General features: G+C 65.3%; 18 protein-coding genes. 8 read left to right on the top strand and 10 right to left on the bottom strand.

Translation table 11 applies throughout. The features are described 5' to 3' along the window. Nucleotides 1–11: 11 nt before the first annotated feature. Together dapC and fdxA are read right to left on the bottom strand one after the other, a co-directional pair. Nucleotides 12–1,121, bottom strand: a complete 1,110-nt coding sequence (gene dapC, locus ACIPUB_RS05390; protein ID WP_407606432.1) for a succinyldiaminopimelate transaminase — start codon at nucleotides 1,119–1,121, stop codon at nucleotides 12–14. Between the two features lie 11 nt (nucleotides 1,122–1,132). Further along, nucleotides 1,133–1,456 carry a ferredoxin gene (gene fdxA, locus ACIPUB_RS05385; RefSeq protein ID WP_264270922.1) on the bottom strand — a complete coding sequence of 108 codons (324 nt, stop codon included), beginning with the start codon at nucleotides 1,454–1,456 and terminating at the stop codon, nucleotides 1,133–1,135. Nucleotides 1,457–1,652: 196 nt separating this feature from the next. Between fdxA and ACIPUB_RS05380 the strand changes: the two genes are divergently transcribed. Then, complete coding sequence (locus ACIPUB_RS05380; protein ID WP_407606431.1) at nucleotides 1,653–1,895, top strand: hypothetical protein; 243 nt, start codon at nucleotides 1,653–1,655, stop codon at nucleotides 1,893–1,895. 78 nt (nucleotides 1,896–1,973) lie between these two features. Next, the gene (locus ACIPUB_RS05375) at nucleotides 1,974–2,489 is read left to right on the top strand and encodes a helix-turn-helix domain-containing protein (protein WP_407606430.1); all 516 of its coding nucleotides are present in this window, start codon (nucleotides 1,974–1,976) and stop codon (nucleotides 2,487–2,489) included. Between the two features lie 105 nt (nucleotides 2,490–2,594). Here ACIPUB_RS05375 and ACIPUB_RS05370 read toward each other — a convergent pair whose 3' ends face one another. The 3 genes from ACIPUB_RS05370 to ACIPUB_RS05360 form a co-directional block, all read right to left on the bottom strand. Beyond that, entirely contained in the window at nucleotides 2,595–2,987 is a 393-nt protein-coding gene (locus ACIPUB_RS05370; protein WP_407606429.1) for a hypothetical protein, read from the bottom strand. Between the two features lie 28 nt (nucleotides 2,988–3,015). Next, complete coding sequence (typA, locus tag ACIPUB_RS05365) at nucleotides 3,016–4,926, bottom strand: translational GTPase TypA (RefSeq protein WP_407606428.1); 1,911 nt, start codon at nucleotides 4,924–4,926, stop codon at nucleotides 3,016–3,018. Between the two features lie 335 nt (nucleotides 4,927–5,261). Next, complete coding sequence (locus ACIPUB_RS05360; RefSeq protein ID WP_407606427.1) at nucleotides 5,262–6,470, bottom strand: mechanosensitive ion channel; 1,209 nt, start codon at nucleotides 6,468–6,470, stop codon at nucleotides 5,262–5,264. A 686-nt stretch (nucleotides 6,471–7,156) separates the two neighbouring features. Between ACIPUB_RS05360 and ACIPUB_RS05355 the strand changes: the two genes are divergently transcribed. The 3 genes from ACIPUB_RS05355 to ACIPUB_RS05345 are packed head-to-tail and all read left to right on the top strand — an operon-like array spanning nucleotide 7,157 to nucleotide 9,202. Further along, nucleotides 7,157–7,849, top strand: coding sequence for a histidine phosphatase family protein (locus ACIPUB_RS05355; RefSeq protein WP_407606426.1), 693 nt, complete (start codon nucleotides 7,157–7,159; stop codon nucleotides 7,847–7,849). 25 nt (nucleotides 7,850–7,874) lie between these two features. Continuing rightward, nucleotides 7,875–8,435, top strand: coding sequence for a DUF3090 domain-containing protein (locus tag ACIPUB_RS05350; RefSeq protein WP_407606425.1), 561 nt, complete (start codon nucleotides 7,875–7,877; stop codon nucleotides 8,433–8,435). Next, on the top strand, nucleotides 8,435–9,202 hold the full coding sequence (locus ACIPUB_RS05345) for an SCO1664 family protein (RefSeq protein ID WP_407606424.1): 768 nt from the start codon (nucleotides 8,435–8,437) through the stop codon (nucleotides 9,200–9,202). The genes ACIPUB_RS05350 and ACIPUB_RS05345 overlap by 1 nt, the downstream gene beginning before the upstream one ends. A 234-nt stretch (nucleotides 9,203–9,436) precedes the next feature. Here ACIPUB_RS05345 and ychF read toward each other — a convergent pair whose 3' ends face one another. Next, nucleotides 9,437–10,522, bottom strand: coding sequence for a redox-regulated ATPase YchF (gene ychF / locus ACIPUB_RS05340; RefSeq protein WP_264270913.1), 1,086 nt, complete (start codon nucleotides 10,520–10,522; stop codon nucleotides 9,437–9,439). Between the two features lie 54 nt (nucleotides 10,523–10,576). On the opposite strand from ychF, the gene rmuC reads away from it, so the two are divergent. After that, nucleotides 10,577–11,851, top strand: a complete 1,275-nt coding sequence (gene rmuC / locus ACIPUB_RS05335; protein WP_407606423.1) for a DNA recombination protein RmuC — start codon at nucleotides 10,577–10,579, stop codon at nucleotides 11,849–11,851. A 133-nt stretch (nucleotides 11,852–11,984) separates the two neighbouring features. On the opposite strand, the gene ACIPUB_RS05330 is transcribed toward rmuC, so the two are convergent. Beyond that, nucleotides 11,985–13,085, bottom strand: a complete 1,101-nt coding sequence (locus tag ACIPUB_RS05330) for a 4-hydroxy-3-methylbut-2-enyl diphosphate reductase (RefSeq protein WP_407606422.1) — start codon at nucleotides 13,083–13,085, stop codon at nucleotides 11,985–11,987. A 54-nt stretch (nucleotides 13,086–13,139) separates the two neighbouring features. After that, nucleotides 13,140–14,066, bottom strand: coding sequence for a hypothetical protein (locus ACIPUB_RS05325; protein WP_407606421.1), 927 nt, complete (start codon nucleotides 14,064–14,066; stop codon nucleotides 13,140–13,142). Between the two features lie 130 nt (nucleotides 14,067–14,196). Between ACIPUB_RS05325 and xseA the strand changes: the two genes are divergently transcribed. After that, on the top strand, nucleotides 14,197–15,468 hold the full coding sequence (gene xseA / locus ACIPUB_RS05320) for an exodeoxyribonuclease VII large subunit (RefSeq protein ID WP_310292775.1): 1,272 nt from the start codon (nucleotides 14,197–14,199) through the stop codon (nucleotides 15,466–15,468). Beyond that, entirely contained in the window at nucleotides 15,465–15,698 is a 234-nt protein-coding gene (locus ACIPUB_RS05315; protein ID WP_310292772.1) for an exodeoxyribonuclease VII small subunit, read from the top strand. Before xseA ends, ACIPUB_RS05315 begins: the two co-directional genes overlap by 4 nt. Before the next feature lie 67 nt (nucleotides 15,699–15,765). On the opposite strand, the gene ACIPUB_RS05310 is transcribed toward ACIPUB_RS05315, so the two are convergent. Together ACIPUB_RS05310 and ACIPUB_RS05305 are read right to left on the bottom strand one after the other, a co-directional pair. After that, nucleotides 15,766–16,641: a PPK2 family polyphosphate kinase gene (locus tag ACIPUB_RS05310; protein ID WP_407606420.1), complete on the bottom strand. Its 876-nt coding sequence runs from the start codon at nucleotides 16,639–16,641 to the stop codon at nucleotides 15,766–15,768. A 196-nt stretch (nucleotides 16,642–16,837) separates the two neighbouring features. After that, a complete protein-coding gene (locus ACIPUB_RS05305) occupies nucleotides 16,838–18,067 on the bottom strand; it encodes a pyridoxal phosphate-dependent aminotransferase (RefSeq protein ID WP_407606419.1) in 1,230 nt (409 codons plus the stop codon). Nucleotides 18,068–18,124 lie beyond the last annotated feature (57 nt).

Below are 18,124 nucleotides of genomic sequence, written 5' to 3'. Positions count from 1 at the left end.
ACGTTTGCCGTTCAGGCTGCCGCATTAAGCCGTTCAACGGCGCTGCCGATCCGTTCGTCGCTGGCGGTGAGCGCGATCCTCACAAATTTCTCCCCGGCCGTCCCGTAGAACGCGCCGGGCCCTGCCACGATGCCCAGTTCCGCGAGCCGTCCCAGGGTGGTCCAGCAGTCCTCGTCCGCGGTGCACCACAGGTAGAGCCCTCCGACCGAGTCCACGATGCGCAAGCCGAAGGCGCCGAGGGCCGGAACCAGGAGGTCACGGCGTGCACGGTACAGATCTTTTTGCACCTTGACGTGCTCGTCGTCGTTCAGGGCGGCGACCATGGCAGCCTGGACCGGGGCCGGCACGATCATCCCCGCGTGCTTGCGGTTGTTGACCAGCGCGGGCATCAGGTTCGGTGCCCCGGCCACGAATGCAGCACGGTATCCGGCGAGGTTCGACTGCTTGGACAGCGAGTAGACGCACAGCAGGTCGCTCATGTCGCCGCCGGAGACCGAGTCGTGGAGGATGCTCGGCACCCCGTCCTCGTGCTCACCCCAGCCAAGCTCGGCGTAACATTCGTCCGAGGCCACGACGGCGCCCAGCGAGCGGGCGTCATCGACCAGCGCCTTGAGTTCGGCAGCGCCGCGGACGATGCCGGTGGGGTTGCCCGGGGAATTGACCCACACGAGCTTCACGCGCGCACGGTCGTCCTCCGAGAGTCCGTCCAGCGAGTCGGCCGCGATGGAGTCGGCGCCGGCCAATTGCGCACCGATGTCGTACGTCGGGTAGGCAACCAGCGGGCGGACCACCAGGTCACCCGCCCCCAGGCCCAGGAGCAGCGGCAGCCAGGCCACCAGTTCCTTGGAGCCGACGGTGGGCATGACGTCGTCTGAGGCCAGGCCACGCACGTCGCGTCGGCGTCCGAACCAGTCCACGATGGCCTCGCGCAGCTCCGGCGTGCCGTGGGTGGTGGGGTATCCCGGGGCGTTCGCGCTCTCGCGCAGCGCCCGGATGATGATTTCGGGTGTGGGGTCCACGGGAGTGCCGATGGAAAGGTTCACGGCACCGCCCTCGTGCTCGGCGGCGCGTGCCGCGTAGGGAGCAAGGGCATTCCACGGATAGTCAGGGAGCGTCAGCATGGTGGTGGCGTTCAGTCCTGGGCCTGGGGCGGAAGGACGGAAATAATGGGGTGGTCGATGCCCATGTTGCCCAGCTTGGCCGCTCCGCCCGGGGAACCGACCTCGTCGAAGAACTCCACGTTGGCCTTGTAGTACTCGGCCCACTGGTCGGGGACATCGTCCTCGTAGTAAATGGCCTCCACCGGGCACACCGGTTCGCAGGCGCCGCAGTCAACGCATTCGTCGGGGTGGATGTACAGCGAGCGTTCGCCTTCGTAGATGCAATCCACGGGGCATTCCTCGATGCACGCCTTGTCTTTGACGTCGACGCACGGCTGGGCGATGATGTAGGTCACGGTACCCGGGGCCTTCCTTTACAGCGGATCATGAACTGTCTGGTCATGCGGCACGCGGCGATGCATGCTCTCCAATAGCTTAGTCCCGTTTGGGCCGCTTTGCCCGGTCAAACGGCGCCCCCGCCACGAATGTGGCTTCGCACACATCCATCTCTGACTCACGGTGTCATGTTACGGCCCGGCCTAGACTCGAGACATGGATCCGGATCTCTTCACCACGATTCCCCCGGGCACCCGCGTGGTCATTCGCTATCGCCTGGCACCCCACGAGCAGGGAAGCGCCGGCGAACGGCTGTCCGATGCCCTGGGCAACGTGCAGTCGGTGACCGAGACCCACGTGGTCCTCGAGACCCGCGGCGGTACGGTGTCCGTCGAACGCGCCCGGATCACCCACGCCAAGGCGGTTCCTCCCCCGCCGCCCCGGCGGCAGCGCCACTGACAGCGACCCCCCCGAAACACACACGCCGAGCGATTTGAAAGATTCAATCAGTGGCGTGATTTCCCGTATGCTTAAACCATGGCCACAGATGAAGAAGTACAGGCCCGCGCCAGGGCGTTGAGCTCCCCGCTCCGCCTTCGCATCCTGCGACTTTGCTTGCACGAATCGCGTACCAACAAGGAAATTGCCGACATGCTGGATATCAATCCGGCGACGTCGCTGCACCATGTGCGCACACTGCTTTCCAACGGGTTCCTCGCCGCCGAGGAGACGCGCCGCGGCAACCGCGGGGCCAAGGAAGTGCCGTACCGAAGCACCAAGCTGTCGTGGGGCACCAAGCTGCCGGATGCCGCTCCGCTGCTCGTTGACACGTTCCTGCAGGAAATCGACGGGTTGGCTCCGCAGGAAATCCAGGTCATGCGCGTGGGTCTGAAGCTCAGCGAAAGCACCCAGAAGGAAATGATGTCACGCATCCATGCAGTGATCGAGGACTACGCCATGCGCGACTCGGATACCGACGGTGTGGCCACCTCGTTGTTCCTGGCACACCACCTGGACGTGAAGTCGGCCAAGAAGACCACCGGCGCGGCCTAACCTCCCGCCAACCAATGACAGGACCCCCGCAGAGCTCTGCGGGGGTCCTGTCATATATGTCCTGGTGTTGCGCTGGGTGAAGGCCTTATCGGCCCGCACCCGGGATCAGCCGCGGGTACGTGCTGCGGCGCGCAATTGCCGGGAGACCAGCAGGATCGCCACGATGACCGGGACGATGATGCCGTACACCCACATGCCGCCGGCCAATGCCGGGCCCGGAAGCATCTTGAAGAACTGGGTCGAGACGATCATGTGGTTGTTCGTGTCGGTCGAGATCAATGCCACGAACACGTACGTCGCCAGGCCGGCCAGGGCGCTGACCCACAGCTTGCCGCGCAGCAGGCCCACCCAGTAGACCAGGGCCCCCGTCAGCAGCAGCGCCACGGCGGCGCCCCAGGGAATCGGCACGTCCCCCGCATAGCCCAGCGAGGCATGCAGGATGGTTCCCACCACGGCGGCAAGCGCCCCGGCCGCCAAAGCGGCCAGGACGCTGCCCAAGGTGGAGGCGGTTAGCCCTGGTGCCTTGTTAGGACTTTGCCCGGGCACGGTTGGACTTCGCGCGGTCGCCAGCGTTCAGGATGAGCTTGCGGATACGGATTGCCTCCGGGGTAACCTCAACGCATTCGTCCTCACGGGCGAATTCGAGGGACTCTTCCAGAGTCAGGTTGCGCGGCGGGGTCATGTTCTCGAAGGTATCCGAGGAAGCTGCACGCATGTTGGTGAGCTGCTTTTCGCGGGTGATGTTCACGTCCATGTCATCGGCGCGCGAGTTCTCGCCAACGATCATGCCCTCGTAGACCTCGGAGGTCGGTGCCACGAAGAAGGACATGCGCTCCTGCAGCTTGATCATCGCGAACGGGGTGACGACGCCGGAGCGGTCGGCCACGATCGAACCGTTGGTGCGGTATTCGATCGGACCGGCCCATGGCTCGTAGCCCTCGGCCAACGAAGCGGCAATGCCTGCACCGCGGGTGTCGGTCAGGAAGCGGGTACGGAAGCCGATCAGGCCACGTGCCGGAACCATGAATTCCATGCGGCACCAGCCGGTACCGTGGTTGGCCATGTTGGTCATGCGGCCCTTGCGGGCTGCCATCAGCTGGGTCACGGCGCCGAGGTATTCCTCGGGTACGTCGATGGTCATGTGCTCCATCGGCTCGTGCAGCTTGCCGTCGATCATCTTGGTGACAACCTGCGGCTTGCCGACGGTCAGCTCGAAGCCTTCACGACGCATCTGCTCAACGAGGATGGCCAGTGCCAATTCGCCACGGCCCTGGACTTCCCAGGCATCCGGACGCTCGGTCGGAAGGATGTTCAGCGAAACGTTGCCGATCAGTTCCTTGTCAAGGCGGTCCTTGACCTGGCGGGCGGTGACCTTGGCACCCTTGACCTTGCCGGCCAGCGGCGAGGTGTTGATACCGATGGTCATCGAGATGGCCGGCGGGTCAACGGTGATCAGCGGCAGCGGCTTCGGGTTTTCGATGTCGGTGAGGGTCTCGCCGATCATGATGTCTTCGATGCCGGCAACTGCGACGATCTCGCCCGGTCCAGCGGACTCCGCCGGAACGCGGGTCAGGCCCTTGGTGGCCAGCAGTTCGGTGATCTTTACGGTCTTGAGCTCGCCGTCCTGGCGGGCCCAGGCAACCTGCTGGCCCTTGCGCAGGGTGCCGTTGAAGATGCGCATCAGCGCCAGGCGACCCAGGAACGGGGAGGCGTCAAGGTTGGTGACGTGTGCCTGAAGGACTTCGCCCTCGGTGTAGGTCGGGGCCGGAACGTGCTTGATGATGGTCTCGAACAGCGGCTCGAGGTCCTCGTTGTCCGGCATGGTGCCGTCGGCGGGCTGGTTCACTGAGGCGAAACCGGCCTTGCCCGAGGCGAAGACGATCGGGACGTTGAGGATCTTGTCCAGGTCCAGGTCCGGGGCTTCGTCAGCCAGGTCGGAGGCCAGGCCCAGGAGCAGGTCCATGGAATCGGAGACGACGCCGTCGATGCGTGCATCGGGGCGGTCGGTCTTGTTGACCACGATGATGACGGGCAGGTTGGCAACGAGTGCCTTGCGCAGCACGAAGCGGGTCTGCGGCAGCGGACCTTCGGATGCGTCCACGAGCAGCACAACGCCGTCGACCATGGACAGACCGCGCTCGACCTCGCCACCGAAGTCGGCGTGGCCGGGGGTGTCGATGATGTTCATGGTCATGTTGTGGCCGTTGGCCGCCGGGCCGCTGTAGAACACCGTGGTGTTCTTGGCCAGGATGGTGATGCCCTTTTCGCGTTCCAGCTCGCCAGAGTCCATCACGCGGTCTTCGGTTTCACCGTGGCTGTCGAAGGCACCGGTCTGCTGGAGCATTGCGTTGACCAAGGTGGTCTTGCCGTGGTCAACGTGCGCAACGATGGCTACGTTGCGCAGGTCTTCACGAGCGATGATGGTGGTATCTGACATGCGAAAAGGCTCACTTCTTCTAGAGAATTTGGGTCTCGGGGGTCGGGGCCACGACTGACCCAATTAACCATTCTAGTCCTAATGGGAAATCTGGTGTTAAACGTGCCTTATCTCACGCATGAACACTTGTTGGCGGGGCGCCGGGAGCCACCCGCCCGCAGCGTCAACGGGGGCAAAGATTCACGCCTGATCCCACTGTCACTGTGGTCCTGCGGCAACCCGCGCTGGGGCGTGTCCCCCGGCAACAAACAGGGCGGTCCCGGGGTGGATACCCAAGACCGCCCTGCTTGTTCGCAACACCGCGTACCGGCGTCGCTGTTAGTTGATGTCGGCGCCTAACCCAGCGGGTTCACCGGCCCGGCATGTGCCGGCGGTGCAGGAGGCGGCTGCTTGTGTTCCAGCTTTTCCAGTGTTTTTGCTGCCGCATCGCGTCCACCCAGACCGAAGGCGAGGGCCGCGGCCAGTGCGCCGCCGATCACCACTGCGCCAAAGGCCATGTTGATGATGGAATCCGCAATGCCCATGTACTTCAGGCCCATGGCGATGAAGAGCGCAATCGTTGCCCACCGGATCACTGTCGCCGCCGTTCCCGGACCGACGATCGACACGACGATGTTGGCGATCAGGAATCCTGCGGCGATGATCAAAGCGCCGAAGAGTACGTTGCCGCCCAGTGCCAGAATGTCGTTGAGGATGTTGGTGACTTCGGGGAAGTTCAGCTGACGTGCTGCCATGATGCCGAAGAACAGCATGATGGCGATCTTCACCAGCAGCGCGATGATGCCCGAGGCGCTCCTGTCGGCGGGGACGATCCCCCACCTGTGCACAACCGAATCGGTGCCGATCCCCTGCAACGTGCTTTCCAGGATCGTGCCGACAAACTTTGCGATGACGTAACCAATGGCCAGCAGGATCAGCGCGGCGATGATTTGCGGGATCGCGCTCATGATCATGGTCAGCATCTGCTGGGCCGGATCGGAGATTGCGGCGATGCCGAGCACCTGCAGGGCGCTGATGCCCACCACAATGATGATGATCGCGAAGAGCAGGTTTCCGATGATGGAAATGATCTTGGCGTTCTGTTCATGAGTGGCAACGGGATCGACTTCAGGCTGCCCCTTCTTGAACCTGGCAGTCAGCCTGCTGAAATCGACAGCTCCCAATGCCGTGGTCACCAGCTGCCGCACGATCTTGGCGATCATGTAGCCGATGAAGAAAATGATGCCCGCACCGATGAGGTTCGGAATGAAGGCCATGACCTTACCCAGCAGATCTTGAACCGGCGTCAGGACCTCGGTAAGTGCGAAGACCTGCAAGATGGCGACCAGTCCAAAGAGCCAGATGATCAGTCCCGCAATCTTGCCCAGTGATTCCCCAAGTTGTTGCCCGTCATTCCCCTGACGTTGCAACCCCTTTACCCGCCCCACGAGTTTTCCAATGACCCACTTGACCAACTTGGCCAATAGCCAAGTCACCAGCAGGATTATTATGGCGATGGCGACCTTCTGCGCCATGCCCGCCCAATCGAAACTTTCCATGTTCATGAGAAATCCTTCACTTGGTGGAAACGTACCTGAGAACCGCTGTCCTTTCCGATTAGTGTTCTGACTATAGGAAACATGCTTCGTGGCACTAAAACAACCAATGATTGCAACGGGATTGCTGCGGTTTCAGCGGGTCCAAGCGATCAGTGCTGCGGAATCCACATAAATGGAGCCTGCTAACGCAGCAAATGCTGTTTACGGGCTCCGGTCCATGACGAATCGAGCGTTTTTCGAATCGGAATTTGCCACCCGCCGGTCGCCGGACAAATTCCCTTGATCCATAGACCGCACAGGCGCAATAAACCTCCCCTGTTCCGCAGAAAATTTCACTTGGACGAAGGAACTTCATGCGCGGGCTGGTCAATTGCCGCATTCCGGTGCGGCGTACTAAGCGGCGAAGCCGAAAGCCACCGACTACTGCGATGGATTAATATCCCTGAAATCGTTGAGGTTCCGTATCGCGGGCACACTCCCCGCAGTGTTACCCCCGGGTCGAAAACTCATCGAGGCTTTTGGAATTCGACTCAGATCCCGAGGTCACGAGATATTTGGGCGCAGGGCGCGCGAGAACGCATGACGAGATCAAGTGCCTACACCTGAACCGGATAGCTCGGATTGGGCCATCAGGTTGGTGACACTCGGCGTCCGGGCTGTGTTCGTCGACGGCAGGTGGATAGGCTGGGTGGATGGCGACAGTTATTCTCGTGCGGCACGGCCGCTCCACAGCCAATGCCACTGGACTGCTGGCCGGTCGGGCTGTCGGCGTCGGCTTGGACCAGATCGGTCGGGACCAGGCGGCCTTGACCGGAGACCGGCTCGCGCCCGTGCCCTTGGTCGGGGTGGTGTCGAGCCCTCTTGAGCGTTGTCAGCAGACCGCCCAGTTCATTCTGGATCGCCAGACGGGCGCGCCGCACGCGCCAGTTGACCTCGATCTCACCGAGTGCGATTACGGCCAGTGGCAGGGCCGCTTACTCAGTGATCTCGCGACCGAGGATTTGTGGCCGGTTGTCCAGTCGCAGCCGTCCGCCGTCGTCTTTCCGGGCGGTGAATCCTTGGCCGCGATGCAGGCTCGGTCAGTGGCAGCGATTCGACGCCACGATGCAGCATTCGAAGCCGAGCACGGGCCAGGGGCCGTGTGGGCGGCAGTGAGTCACGGCGACATCATCAAGTCGATCCTCGCTGACGCGCTCGGCATGCACCTTGACCTGTTCCAGCGAATCAACGTGGGCCCCGCCTCCATATCGATCGTGCGATACGGCGTTAGTCGGCCGAGCGTCTACGCGACCAACACCGATGCGGGTGATCTGTCGTGGTTGTCGAACGGCATCCACTCTGGCGATGCGCCGGTGGGCGGCGGTGCAGGGCACAAGGCGCCATGAGCCTCATGGGCCTAGAATGATTGACATGCCTACAAGTGTTCACGAATTTTCCTGGCCTGATCGGGTCGTCGTTGGCACCGTTGGCCTTCCGGGGGCGCGTACGTTCTACCTGCAGGTGCGCGCAGGGACGCAGGTCGTGAGCATTGCCTTGGAGAAACAGCAGTCGGCACTGCTCGCAGAGAAGATCGACGAAATCCTCGACCAGCTCATCACCGTCGAGGGCAACCGCTTCAGCGTTCCCACGGGTACTCACATTGAACTTGTCGACAATGACCCGCTCGAGGCCGTCCAGGAGCAGTTTCGCACTGGGGCCATGAGCTTGGGATGGGACCCAACCACGGCCCAGATCGTCATTGAGGCCCACCCCATCACCGATGACGATTCTGATGCTGATGACAACGACAAATCGCTTCAGGAGGACGGGGCTAAGGAGCCCGAAATGCTGCGCGTGCGAATGCCGGTCGGCACCGCCCGCGCATTCGCCAAGCGCACCCGCGAGATCGTGGGTGCTGGGCGTCCGATGTGCCCGCTCTGCGGTTATCCCGTGGACGCTGATGGCCACACCTGCACCCTTCCCGAAGTCTGATGCCAACACCGGACCTAGTGGCCGCCGAGCTGACTCTCACCGGCCGTATCACGACGGCTTCAAACGCCACGTTTCTCGGCAGCATCGGCGACGTGGTGGTCGTCTATAAGCCGATAGCCGGCGAAAGTCCGCTGTGGGATTTTCCCCGGGGTACGTTGGCCCACCGGGAGGTGGCCGCCTATCTGGTCTCGCAGGCCTTCGGCTGGGGCGTCGTGCCGCAGACCTGGCTGCGCGATGGTCCGCTGGGCGAAGGAATGGTGCAGCTCTGGCAGGAGCAGGATCCCGCCCAAAACGCCGTGAACCTGATCGCGGCGGACCACGTGCCGGAGACTGGTTGGAAACACGTTCTCCAGGGACGAGATGAGGACGGACGGATGGTCGCCCTCGTTCACGAAGATTCGCCAGCGCTCAGACGCATGGCGGTGTTCGACGTCATCGTCAACAACGCCGACCGCAAAGGCGACCACATCCTTGCCCTGGCTGACGGACACCGGCATGGCGTGGACCACGGGCTCACCTTTCACCGTGACCACAAGCTGCGCACGGTGCTGTGGGGATGGCTAGGAGACGCCCTAACCGCCGACGAAGAAGACGGCATAGATCGTGTCAGCGAAGGACTGCATGGTGAGCTGGGCCGAAACCTGGCGGACTTGCTCAGCGCCGAAGAAATCGCATCGCTCGCCGCGCGCTGCAACCGGTTGCGCTTGGCAGGGCGGTTTCCGGCCCCGAGCGGGGAGATGTCTGCGGTGCCCTGGCCGCTGTTCTAAGGGAACTACGGCTACTTGCTTAACAGTCCTTGTCCCGATGGGTCGTCCTTTGCCGGCGCGTCCGCGGGGCGGATCCAACGCAAGTCAGAAATGATGCCTTCGAGTTTGGTCACTGGTTCGCCACGCAGAAAAATTCTGGCTGCCTTGAGGTGGCAACTACTCGTAAAAAGCGCATGGCCGCCAAGAACACGTGTTCAAGGCGGCCATCGCAAAAGGATTCAAGGAGGTCAGGACCTACACATTGAACCTAAATTCAACGACGTCGCCGTCCTTCATGATGTATTCCTTGCCTTCAATGCGTGCCTTGCCGGCGGACTTGGCCGCGGCGACGGATCCGGCCTCGACCAATTCCTCGAAACCGAAGACCTCGGCCTTGATGAAGCCGCGCTGGAAGTCGGTGTGGATCACGCCGGCTGCCTCCGGTGCGGTGGCACCCTTGGCGATGGTCCACGCACGCGTTTCCTTCGGACCTGCGGTCAGGTAGGTCTGCAGTCCCAGGGTGTCGAAGCCCACCCGGGCGAGTTTGTCCAGGCCGGACTCGGTGTAGCCGGCGTCCTCCAGCATTTCCTCGGCTTCTTCCTCGGTCAGCTCGGCCAGCTCGGACTCGAACTGCGCATCAAGGAAGATGGCCTCGGCCGGTGCGACCAGGGCGGACAGCTCGGCCTGCATCTCGGTGTTGGCCAGACCCTCTTCGTCGGTGTTGAACACGTAGATGAACGGCTTGGTGGTCATCAGCTGCAGCGGGGCCAGCTCGTCGATGTCGATTCCGGCGGCCTTGCCGGCGGAGTAAAGGGTCTTGCCCTCTTCAAGGACCTTCTGCGCGGCCTTGACCGTCTCGATGAAGGAGGCCTCGATCTTCTTGGCGCGCAGTTCCTTCTCGAGGCGCGGCATTTGGTTCTCGATGGTCTGCATGTCGGCGAGGATCAGCTCGGTGGCGATCGTCTCGATGTCCGAGGCAGGGTCGACCTTGCCGTCGACGTGGATCACGTCGGGGTCCGAGAACGCGCGCGTCACCTGGCAGATGGCCTCGGCTTCGCGGATGTTGGCCAGGAACTTGTTGCCCAGGCCTTCACCCTCGGAGGCACCCTTGACGATGCCGGCGATGTCCACGAAGGACACGGTTGCCGGAAGGATGCGCTCGGAGCCAAAGATCCCGGCGAGCACCTTCAGGCGCGCATCGGGCAACGGCACGACACCCACATTGGGTTCGATGGTCGCGAACGGATAGTTGGCCGCGAGGACCTGCGCGCGGGTAAGAGCATTGAACATTGTTGACTTGCCGACATTGGGCAGTCCGACGATTCCGATTGTAAGAGCCACGGGAATAGAGTCTACCGTCCAAAACCGTCGGTGGGTGCTGGCATGGTTTGTGTCATGGATGCTTTGGTGTGGGTTGCGGCCCTTTGCTCGCTGGTCGTGGGATTCATTTTGGGTGTCGGCACGTGGTGGTTCGTGAACCGCGCTCCGCTCTCGGCCGCACGTGCACAGGCCTTAATTGAGCGCGATGAACTGGCACAAACCGCGCAGCTGTTGGCAGGGGCCCAGGCCCAGGTGGCGGAATTGCGCGAGCGGGTCACCGAGGACCGTGCGCGCGGGAGCCAGGACCAGTCGGTGCTCCAGGCCCTGGCTCCGGTCGCCGAACAACTGCGCCGGGTAGGTGCGCAGGTCTCGACGCTGGAGCGGGACCGCGTGGAGCAATTCGGCCAGCTCAGCGAGCAGTTGGTGCAGGCCGCCCACAACGACTCCGAGCTCTTGCGCACCACCGGTTCGCTGGCCGCGGCGCTGGGCAACAATGCCGCACGCGGCACGTGGGGCGAGCTGCAATTGCGCCGCGTCGTCGAGGCCGCCGGCATGCTGGCCCACGTCGACTTCAGCGAACAACTGCGCACTTCCGAGGGACTGCGTCCCGACATGGTGGTTCGGCTGCCGGGAAACAAGATGATTGTGCTGGACTCCAAGGTCCCGCTGGCGGCCTACCTGAAGGCCCAGGAGCTCTCGGCGGCCTCGGATGCCGCCTCGCGCGCCGGGGCCAGGGAACAGATGCAGGAGCATTCCAAGGCGCTGCGCCGCCACGTCGACGCCCTGGCCGCCAAGTCCTACTGGACTGCCGTGGACGGCAGCCCCGAGCTGGTGGTGTGTTTCCTGCCCGCCGAATCCTTCCTCGCCGACGCGCTGGGCGCGGATCCGGCGCTGCTGGACCATGCCTTCGGCAAGAACGTCGCCCTGGCGTCCCCCGCCACGCTGCTGGCCATGCTCAAGGGGCTGGCGTTCGCGTGGCGGCAAGAGCTTTTGACGGAGAACGCGCGCGAACTGTTTGTGCAGTCCCGTGAGCTGTACGAACGGCTCGGGACCATGGGCGGGCACGTGTCGAAGCTGGGCGCTTCGCTGCGCGGCAGCGTGGAGAAGTACAACGCGTTCGTCGGTGCCCTGGAATCCCGGGTTTTGCCCAGCGCCCGGCGCATCAGGGACCTCGATCCCGGGCTCGGTTCCGAACACGATCCGGCCGCGGCGCTGCACGGCCTACCGGTCATCGAGGCGACACCGCGGGCGCTCGGAGCCGGTGAGCTGCTCGAGGCGGCCGACGCGGATACGGTCGAGGCCACGGCGCCGGGCGTGCTTCCGCTGGCACGGCGCGACGCCCGGGACTGAGGCGGCCATCGGTTGATCGGCCATCTACAGGCGGCCCTTGGGTGGTTAATGGGCAGTGGCGCGGAGCCCACCAAGCGGTGGGGACCGCGCCACGAGTCCGGTTACAGCCCCGTTGCGGGAGCCATGCGGGAAACTAGCTGCTGATGTCAGACTTGGTAATGCGGCCGCCCGGGCCGCGGGAGTCGTCGCCGGCCTCCTTGAGCTTGGCGCGGATCTCCTTGGGCAAAGAGAAGAGGATGTCTTCCTGCGCCGTGGTGACTTCCTCGACGGTGCCGTAGCCGTACTCGGCCAGCAGGGCCAGCACATCGCGCACCAAGACCTCGGGGACCGAGGCGCCGGAGGTCACCCCGACGGTGGCCACGCCCTCGAACCAGGTCTCGTCGACCTCGGAGGCGTAGTCCACGCGGTATGCGGCCTTCGCCCCGTATTCCAGGGCCACCTCGACCAGGCGCACCGAGTTCGACGAGTTCGAGGAACCGACGACGATGACCAGTTCACTCTGCGGGGCCACTGCCTTGATCGCTGCCTGGCGGTTGGTCGTCGCGTAGCAGATGTCATCGCTGGGCGGATCCTGCAGGTTGGGGAAGCGGGCGCGCAGGCGTCGCACGGTCTCCATGGTCTCGTCCACGCTCAGGGTCGTCTGCGAGAGCCAGATGAGCTTATCGGGGTTCTTGACCTCGATGGTGTCGGCCTCGTCGGGGTTGTTCACGATCTGCGTGTGCTCCGGCGCCTCGCCGTAGGTGCCCTCGACCTCTTCGTGGCCTTCGTGCCCGATCAGCAGGATCTCATAGTCGTCCTTGGCGAAGCGGACGGCCTCCTTGTGCACCTTGGTGACCAGCGGGCAGGTGGCGTCGATGGTGCGCAGGTTGCGGTCCGCGGCGGACTGCACCACTGCCGGGGAAACGCCGTGGGCGGAGAATACGACCAGTGCGCCCTCGGGCACCTCCTCGTTTTCCTCCACGAAGATCGCGCCGCGCGCCTCAAGGGTGGAGACCACATGGAGGTTGTGCACGATCTGCTTGCGCACGTAGACCGGCGCGCCGTAGTGCTCCAACGCCTTTTCCACCGCGATGACGGCTCGGTCGACGCCGGCGCAGTAGCCGCGCGGGGCGGCCAACAGGACGTTGCGTTCCCCGCTCACCGGTGCTGCGGCGGCGATGTCGGCCGGTGTGCGACGGGTTCGCGGGATCTTGGGCATCGGAAGGGAGACCTGAACGGTGGAACTGGTAGCCATGGCTCCAAGTCTACTGGGGCACGCAAAATCGGGGGTGTGGATTCAGCCACCGGCCTAGCCGCGGTGCGGGGCCCGACGCGCGGCGAGGCCGGCCATGATGGCCCACCCGATTCCCGCGATCACCAGCACGATGCCGCCGCCGCCAAGGATCGCGGCGATTCTCCCGACCTCTTCCTCCAGTGCGCCCAGCAGTCTGCCGGTGACCAAGCTCTCCACGGCGGCTCCCTGCGCCGGGGCGATATCCGGTCCGAGGACGGCGAACCACAGGCGCGCCGCGCCGCCCAGTGCCAGGGCCGTGCACCCGGCGGCGAACACCGCCCATGGCCGCCCGCCCCTGGAGGCCAGCAGCAACCCGGCCGCGGCCGCAACCAGCGCCCCGGCCAACAGCCAGGGCCAGCCGCGCGCCACGGCCAGCCAGGTGTTCAGGGTCTGGGTTGGCAGCTGTTGGGCGTCGGGCCAGCCGGTCTCCAGCACCGCCGGCGGCATCGAGACGTCGGTGGGCAGCAGGGCGCCGAGCACCGAGCCCTCGAGGGATGCTTGCAGCGTGTCCCATCCGCTGCCCAGCAGCGGGGCCAGGTCAAGGCGCAGCGTGACCTGCTCGGTGCCCTTCGCTTCGGCCATGCGGGCGGTGAAGTCGGCCCTGGCCTCTTCGATGGTCTGCTCCCACGCGGCGGGGAACCCAGGGTCATCGAGCATCGCCGCACCGGCGGCGGCGATGGCGTTTTGCAGCGCGCCGGCCAACTGCGGGGGCACCGCGGCGCCCCCGGTGATCCGCTCTTCCAACGCGGCGCCGAGTTCACCGGGCAGCACCCGGCGCAGCTGGGGCTCGGTGGCCAGTGGGCCTAGGATGCGCTGGAGCGGTTCGGGGGTGTCGACCACGGTGGTGGCCGCGGACCCGAGCAGCGACCCGGTGCCCAACAGCACGGCGAGCACCAGCAGGACGATGGCGAGGATATTGCGGGCGGCTGTTGCGATTCTCACGTTGCTCCTGCTGGTTCGGCGCCGGTGCGGGGGCACTGGTGCCCGGCAGCAGCGTTTTGTCCCACGTTACTGGTATCAATGGGAGTTGGTGTAGTTTCGAAATCCAGCACCAAGGAAGGCGCGCACCCACGTGGAGCAAGCACAAGAAGCACAAGGTTCGCTGCCGCGCACCGCCGCGGCGACCACCCCGCAGAACCCCTGGCCGCTGCGGGTGCTGAGCGAAAAATTGAAGCAGCACATTGAGAACTCCCCCGAATCCTGGGTGGAGGGCCAGCTGCTGGAGGCCAATGTCCGCAACGGCCACGCCTACCTGACGCTGCGCGACGTGGATGTCGACTACTCGTTTTCGGTGACCGTCTGGGCCTCGGTGATGCGCTCGCTGGACACGCCCCCGGAGGTCGGCTCCCGCGTGGTGGCGCGGGTGAAGCCCAGCTTCTACGCCAAGACCGGCCGGCTCTCGCTCAACGCCTCGGATCTGCGCCCCGTGGGGCTCGGCGACCTGCTGGCCCGCCTGGAGCGCCTGCGCCGCGCGCTCTTCGACGAGGGCCTCTTCGACCCCGCGCGCAAGCGGCCGTTGCCGCTGCTGCCTGGCCGCATCGGGCTGGTCACCGGGCGCGACTCGGACGCGGAAAAGGACGTGGTGCGCAATGCCACGCTGCGCTGGCCCGCCGTCCAATTCGACATCCGCAACACCGCCGTCCAGGGTGTCAACGCCGTCGCGGAGGTCACCGCCGCGCTGCGCGAGCTGGACGCCAACCCCGACGTCGAGGTGATCATCATCGCCCGCGGCGGCGGCGCGCTGGAGGACCTGCTGCCCTTCAGCTCCGAGGACCTGGTGCGCGCGGTCGCCGCCTGCACGACCCCCGTGATCTCCGCCATCGGGCACGAGGCCGACCGTCCGATCCTTGACGACGTGGCCGACGTGCGCGCCTCCACCCCCACCGACGCCGCCAAGCGCGTGGTGCCCGACCTCGCCGAGGAGCTGGCCAACCTGGCCCAGGCCCGGAACCGGCTGGACCGCGCGGTGCGCGCCAACGTGGAGCGCGAGACCCAGCGCATCGCCTCGCTGCGGGCACGCCCGGTGCTGTCCAACCCGGAATCCATGGTGCAGGGACGGCGCGAGGACCTCGTGCGGCTGGGCCAACGCAGCACCCTGGCCATGCGCGCCTCGCTGGCCCGCGGCCACGATTCCATTGCGCACCTGCGCGCCCAGGTCCGCGCCCTGTCCCCGCAGCAGACCCTTGACCGCGGCTATGCGGTCATCCAGCTGGAATCCGGGGACATTGTCCGCTCCGCCGAGCAGGCCCCGACCGGCAGCGAGGTCCAGGTGCGCCTGGCCCGCGGGCGGCTCGCCGCCACCGTCACCCACAGCCACACCCCGGAAGAAGGAAACACCCCATGAACCCCGAAGCAGCAACCAACGACATCGCCGCGCTGAGCTACGAGCAGGCGCGCGAGGAACTCGTGGCCGTCGTCGCGCAGCTCGAGGCCGGTGCCGCCACACTGGAGCAGTCCCTGGCTCTGTGGGAACGCGGCGAGGCGCTGGCCGCCCGGTGCGAGGCCTGGCTGCAGGGTGCCACCGCGCGCCTGGACGCCGCGCGCAAGGACAACGGGGCGTCCTCCCCCGAGTGAGGTTACCGGGTCCCGCGGCGTGAATTTTGCGGCGTGTGTTTTGCGGCGCGTGTTTTGCGGCAGGTCCCTAGGAAGCGGCCAGCCGGCGGCGCTGCTCTGCGACATCGAAGTCTGCTGCCGGCCACTGCGGGTCGATGGCCTCCAGTGCCTCGCGCAACAGCGTGGCCACCGCCAGCCGGGCGTACCATTTCCGGTCCGCCGGGACGACGAACCACGGCGCCGCGACGGTGCCGGTGCGCTGGATGGCGGCCTCGTAGGCGCCCATGTAGTCATCCCAGTACCCGCGCTCGTCGATGTCCCCGGGATTGAACTTCCAGTGCTTGTCTTCACGCTCCAGGCGTTCGGACAGGCGCGCGCGCTGCTCGTCCTTGGAGATGTGCAGCATGACCTTGATGATCGTGGTGTTCTTGTCCGCCAGGTTCTGCTCGAAGTCGTTGATGGCGCCGTAGCGGCGCTCGATCTCCTCCGCCGGCGAAAGCTCCCTGACCTTGTGGATCAGCACGTCCTCGTAGTGCGAGCGGTCAAAGACCCCGATATACCCGCTCTTGGGCAGCTGGCGCGCGATGCGCCAGAGGAAATCGCGCTTGGCCTCGGCGGCGGTGGGTGCCTTGAAGGCGTGGTGGCTGACGCCCTGCGGATCGACGGTCCCGACGACGTGGCGCACGATGCCGCCCTTGCCCGAGGTGTCCATCCCCTGGAGCACCAGCAGGATCTTGTGCGGGGCACCTGCCCGCGAGGCGGCGAAGAACCGCTCCTGCAATTCGCCCAGCGCCGCGCCGACGGCCGCCAGGTCCACGGCGCCGCTCTTCTTGTCGCCGAGGTAGCCCGGCTTCGCGGTCGGGGCGACATCGGCCAGCCGGAAATCCGCCCCGGCCGCGAACAACCGGTGCGCGGGTTCATCGAAGGGAACGGAGGGAACCGCGATCTTAGTCTTCTTGCTCATGCGTGCCGCTTTCGGGATGGGGGGCCAGGGCTTTCAGCGTACGACACCTGGCGGCGCCATCCCGTCAATGACCTGCGCCAATGACCTGTGCCGATGACCGGCGTCACCACCTGCTCGGCAGGGGGGGACGTGCCGTGAACCGGCCGGTGCCGGGGTCCTCGCCCGGGCACCGGCGGCAGCGGGGCCGGTGCCTGACCTAGACGCCGACCTTGCCCTCGCGCAGGTCCTCGAGGAACTCGCCGATGCGGCCGATGGCGTCCTGCAGGTCGCGCACCGACGGCAGGGTAACCAGCCGGAAGTGGTCCGGGGCCACCCAGTTGAACGCGGTGCCGTGGGAGACCAGCAGCTTCTGCTGCTTGAGCAGTTCCAGCGCGAAGGCCTCGTCGTTGTGGATGGGGTACATTTCCCGGTCCAGCTTCGGGAAGAGGTACAGCGCGCCCTTTGCCTGCTGGCAGCTGACCCCGGGCAGCGCGTTGAGCATGTCGAACGCGATGTCGCGCTGTTCCTTCAGCCGCCCGCCGGGCAGGATCAGGTCGTTGATGGACTGGTAGCCGCCCAGCGCCGTCTGGATGGCGTGCTGGCCGGGCACGTTGGCGCACAGGCGCATGTTGGTGAGCAGGTTGATGCCCTCGATGTAGTCGCTGGCCAGGTGCTTGGGCCCGGAAATGGCCATCCACCCGGAGCGGAAGCCGCAGACCCGGTAGGCCTTGGAGAGCCCGGAAAAGGTCAGGATGAGCACGTCGTCGGCCAGCGCGGCGGTGTTGATGTGCACCGCGTCGTCGTACAGGATCTTCTCGTAGATCTCGTCGGAGAACACCACCAGGTTGTGCTTGCGTGCCAGCTCCAGGATCCCCTCAAGGGTCTCCTTCGGGTAGACGGCACCGGTGGGGTTGTTCGGGTTGATGATCACCACGCCCTTGGTGCGGGGGGTGATCTTCGCTTCCATGTCTTCAAGGTCCGGCAGCCAGCCTTCCTCCTCGACGTTCAGGTAGTGCACCGGGGTGCCCCCGGCCAGCGACACCGAGGCGGTCCACAGCGGGTAGTCCGGGGCCGGGATCAGCACCTCGTCGCCGTTGTTCAGCAGCGCATTCAGCGACAGCGTGATCAGCTCGGAAACGCCGTTGCCCAGGTAGATGTCATCGACGCTGATCGACTGGATGCCGCGGGTCTGGTAGTACTGGGAGACCGCGGTGCGGGCGGAGAAGATGCCGCGGGAGTCCGAGTAGCCCTGCGCCTGCGGCAGGTTGCGCATCATGTCCACCAGGATCGCGTCCGGTGCCTCAAAGCCGAAGGGCGCGGGATTGCCGATGTTCAGCTTCAGGATCCGGTGGCCCTCGGCCTCCATCCGCTGGGCGTGTTCCAGCAGCGGCCCGCGAATGTCGTACAGGACGTTGTGGAGTTTCGTGGACTGCTTGAATTCTGGCATGCTCTTACTTTCTCATTGTGGGCCGGGGGCGGGCGCGGACTGTGAGCAAGGCAACCT

Origin of the sequence: Paeniglutamicibacter sp. ORCA_105, from assembly GCF_045798545.1 — a bacterium.
GTDB classification, from domain to species: domain Bacteria; phylum Actinomycetota; class Actinomycetes; order Actinomycetales; family Micrococcaceae; genus Paeniglutamicibacter; species Paeniglutamicibacter sulfureus.
This window is presented reverse-complemented; position numbering and strand designations above follow the sequence as displayed.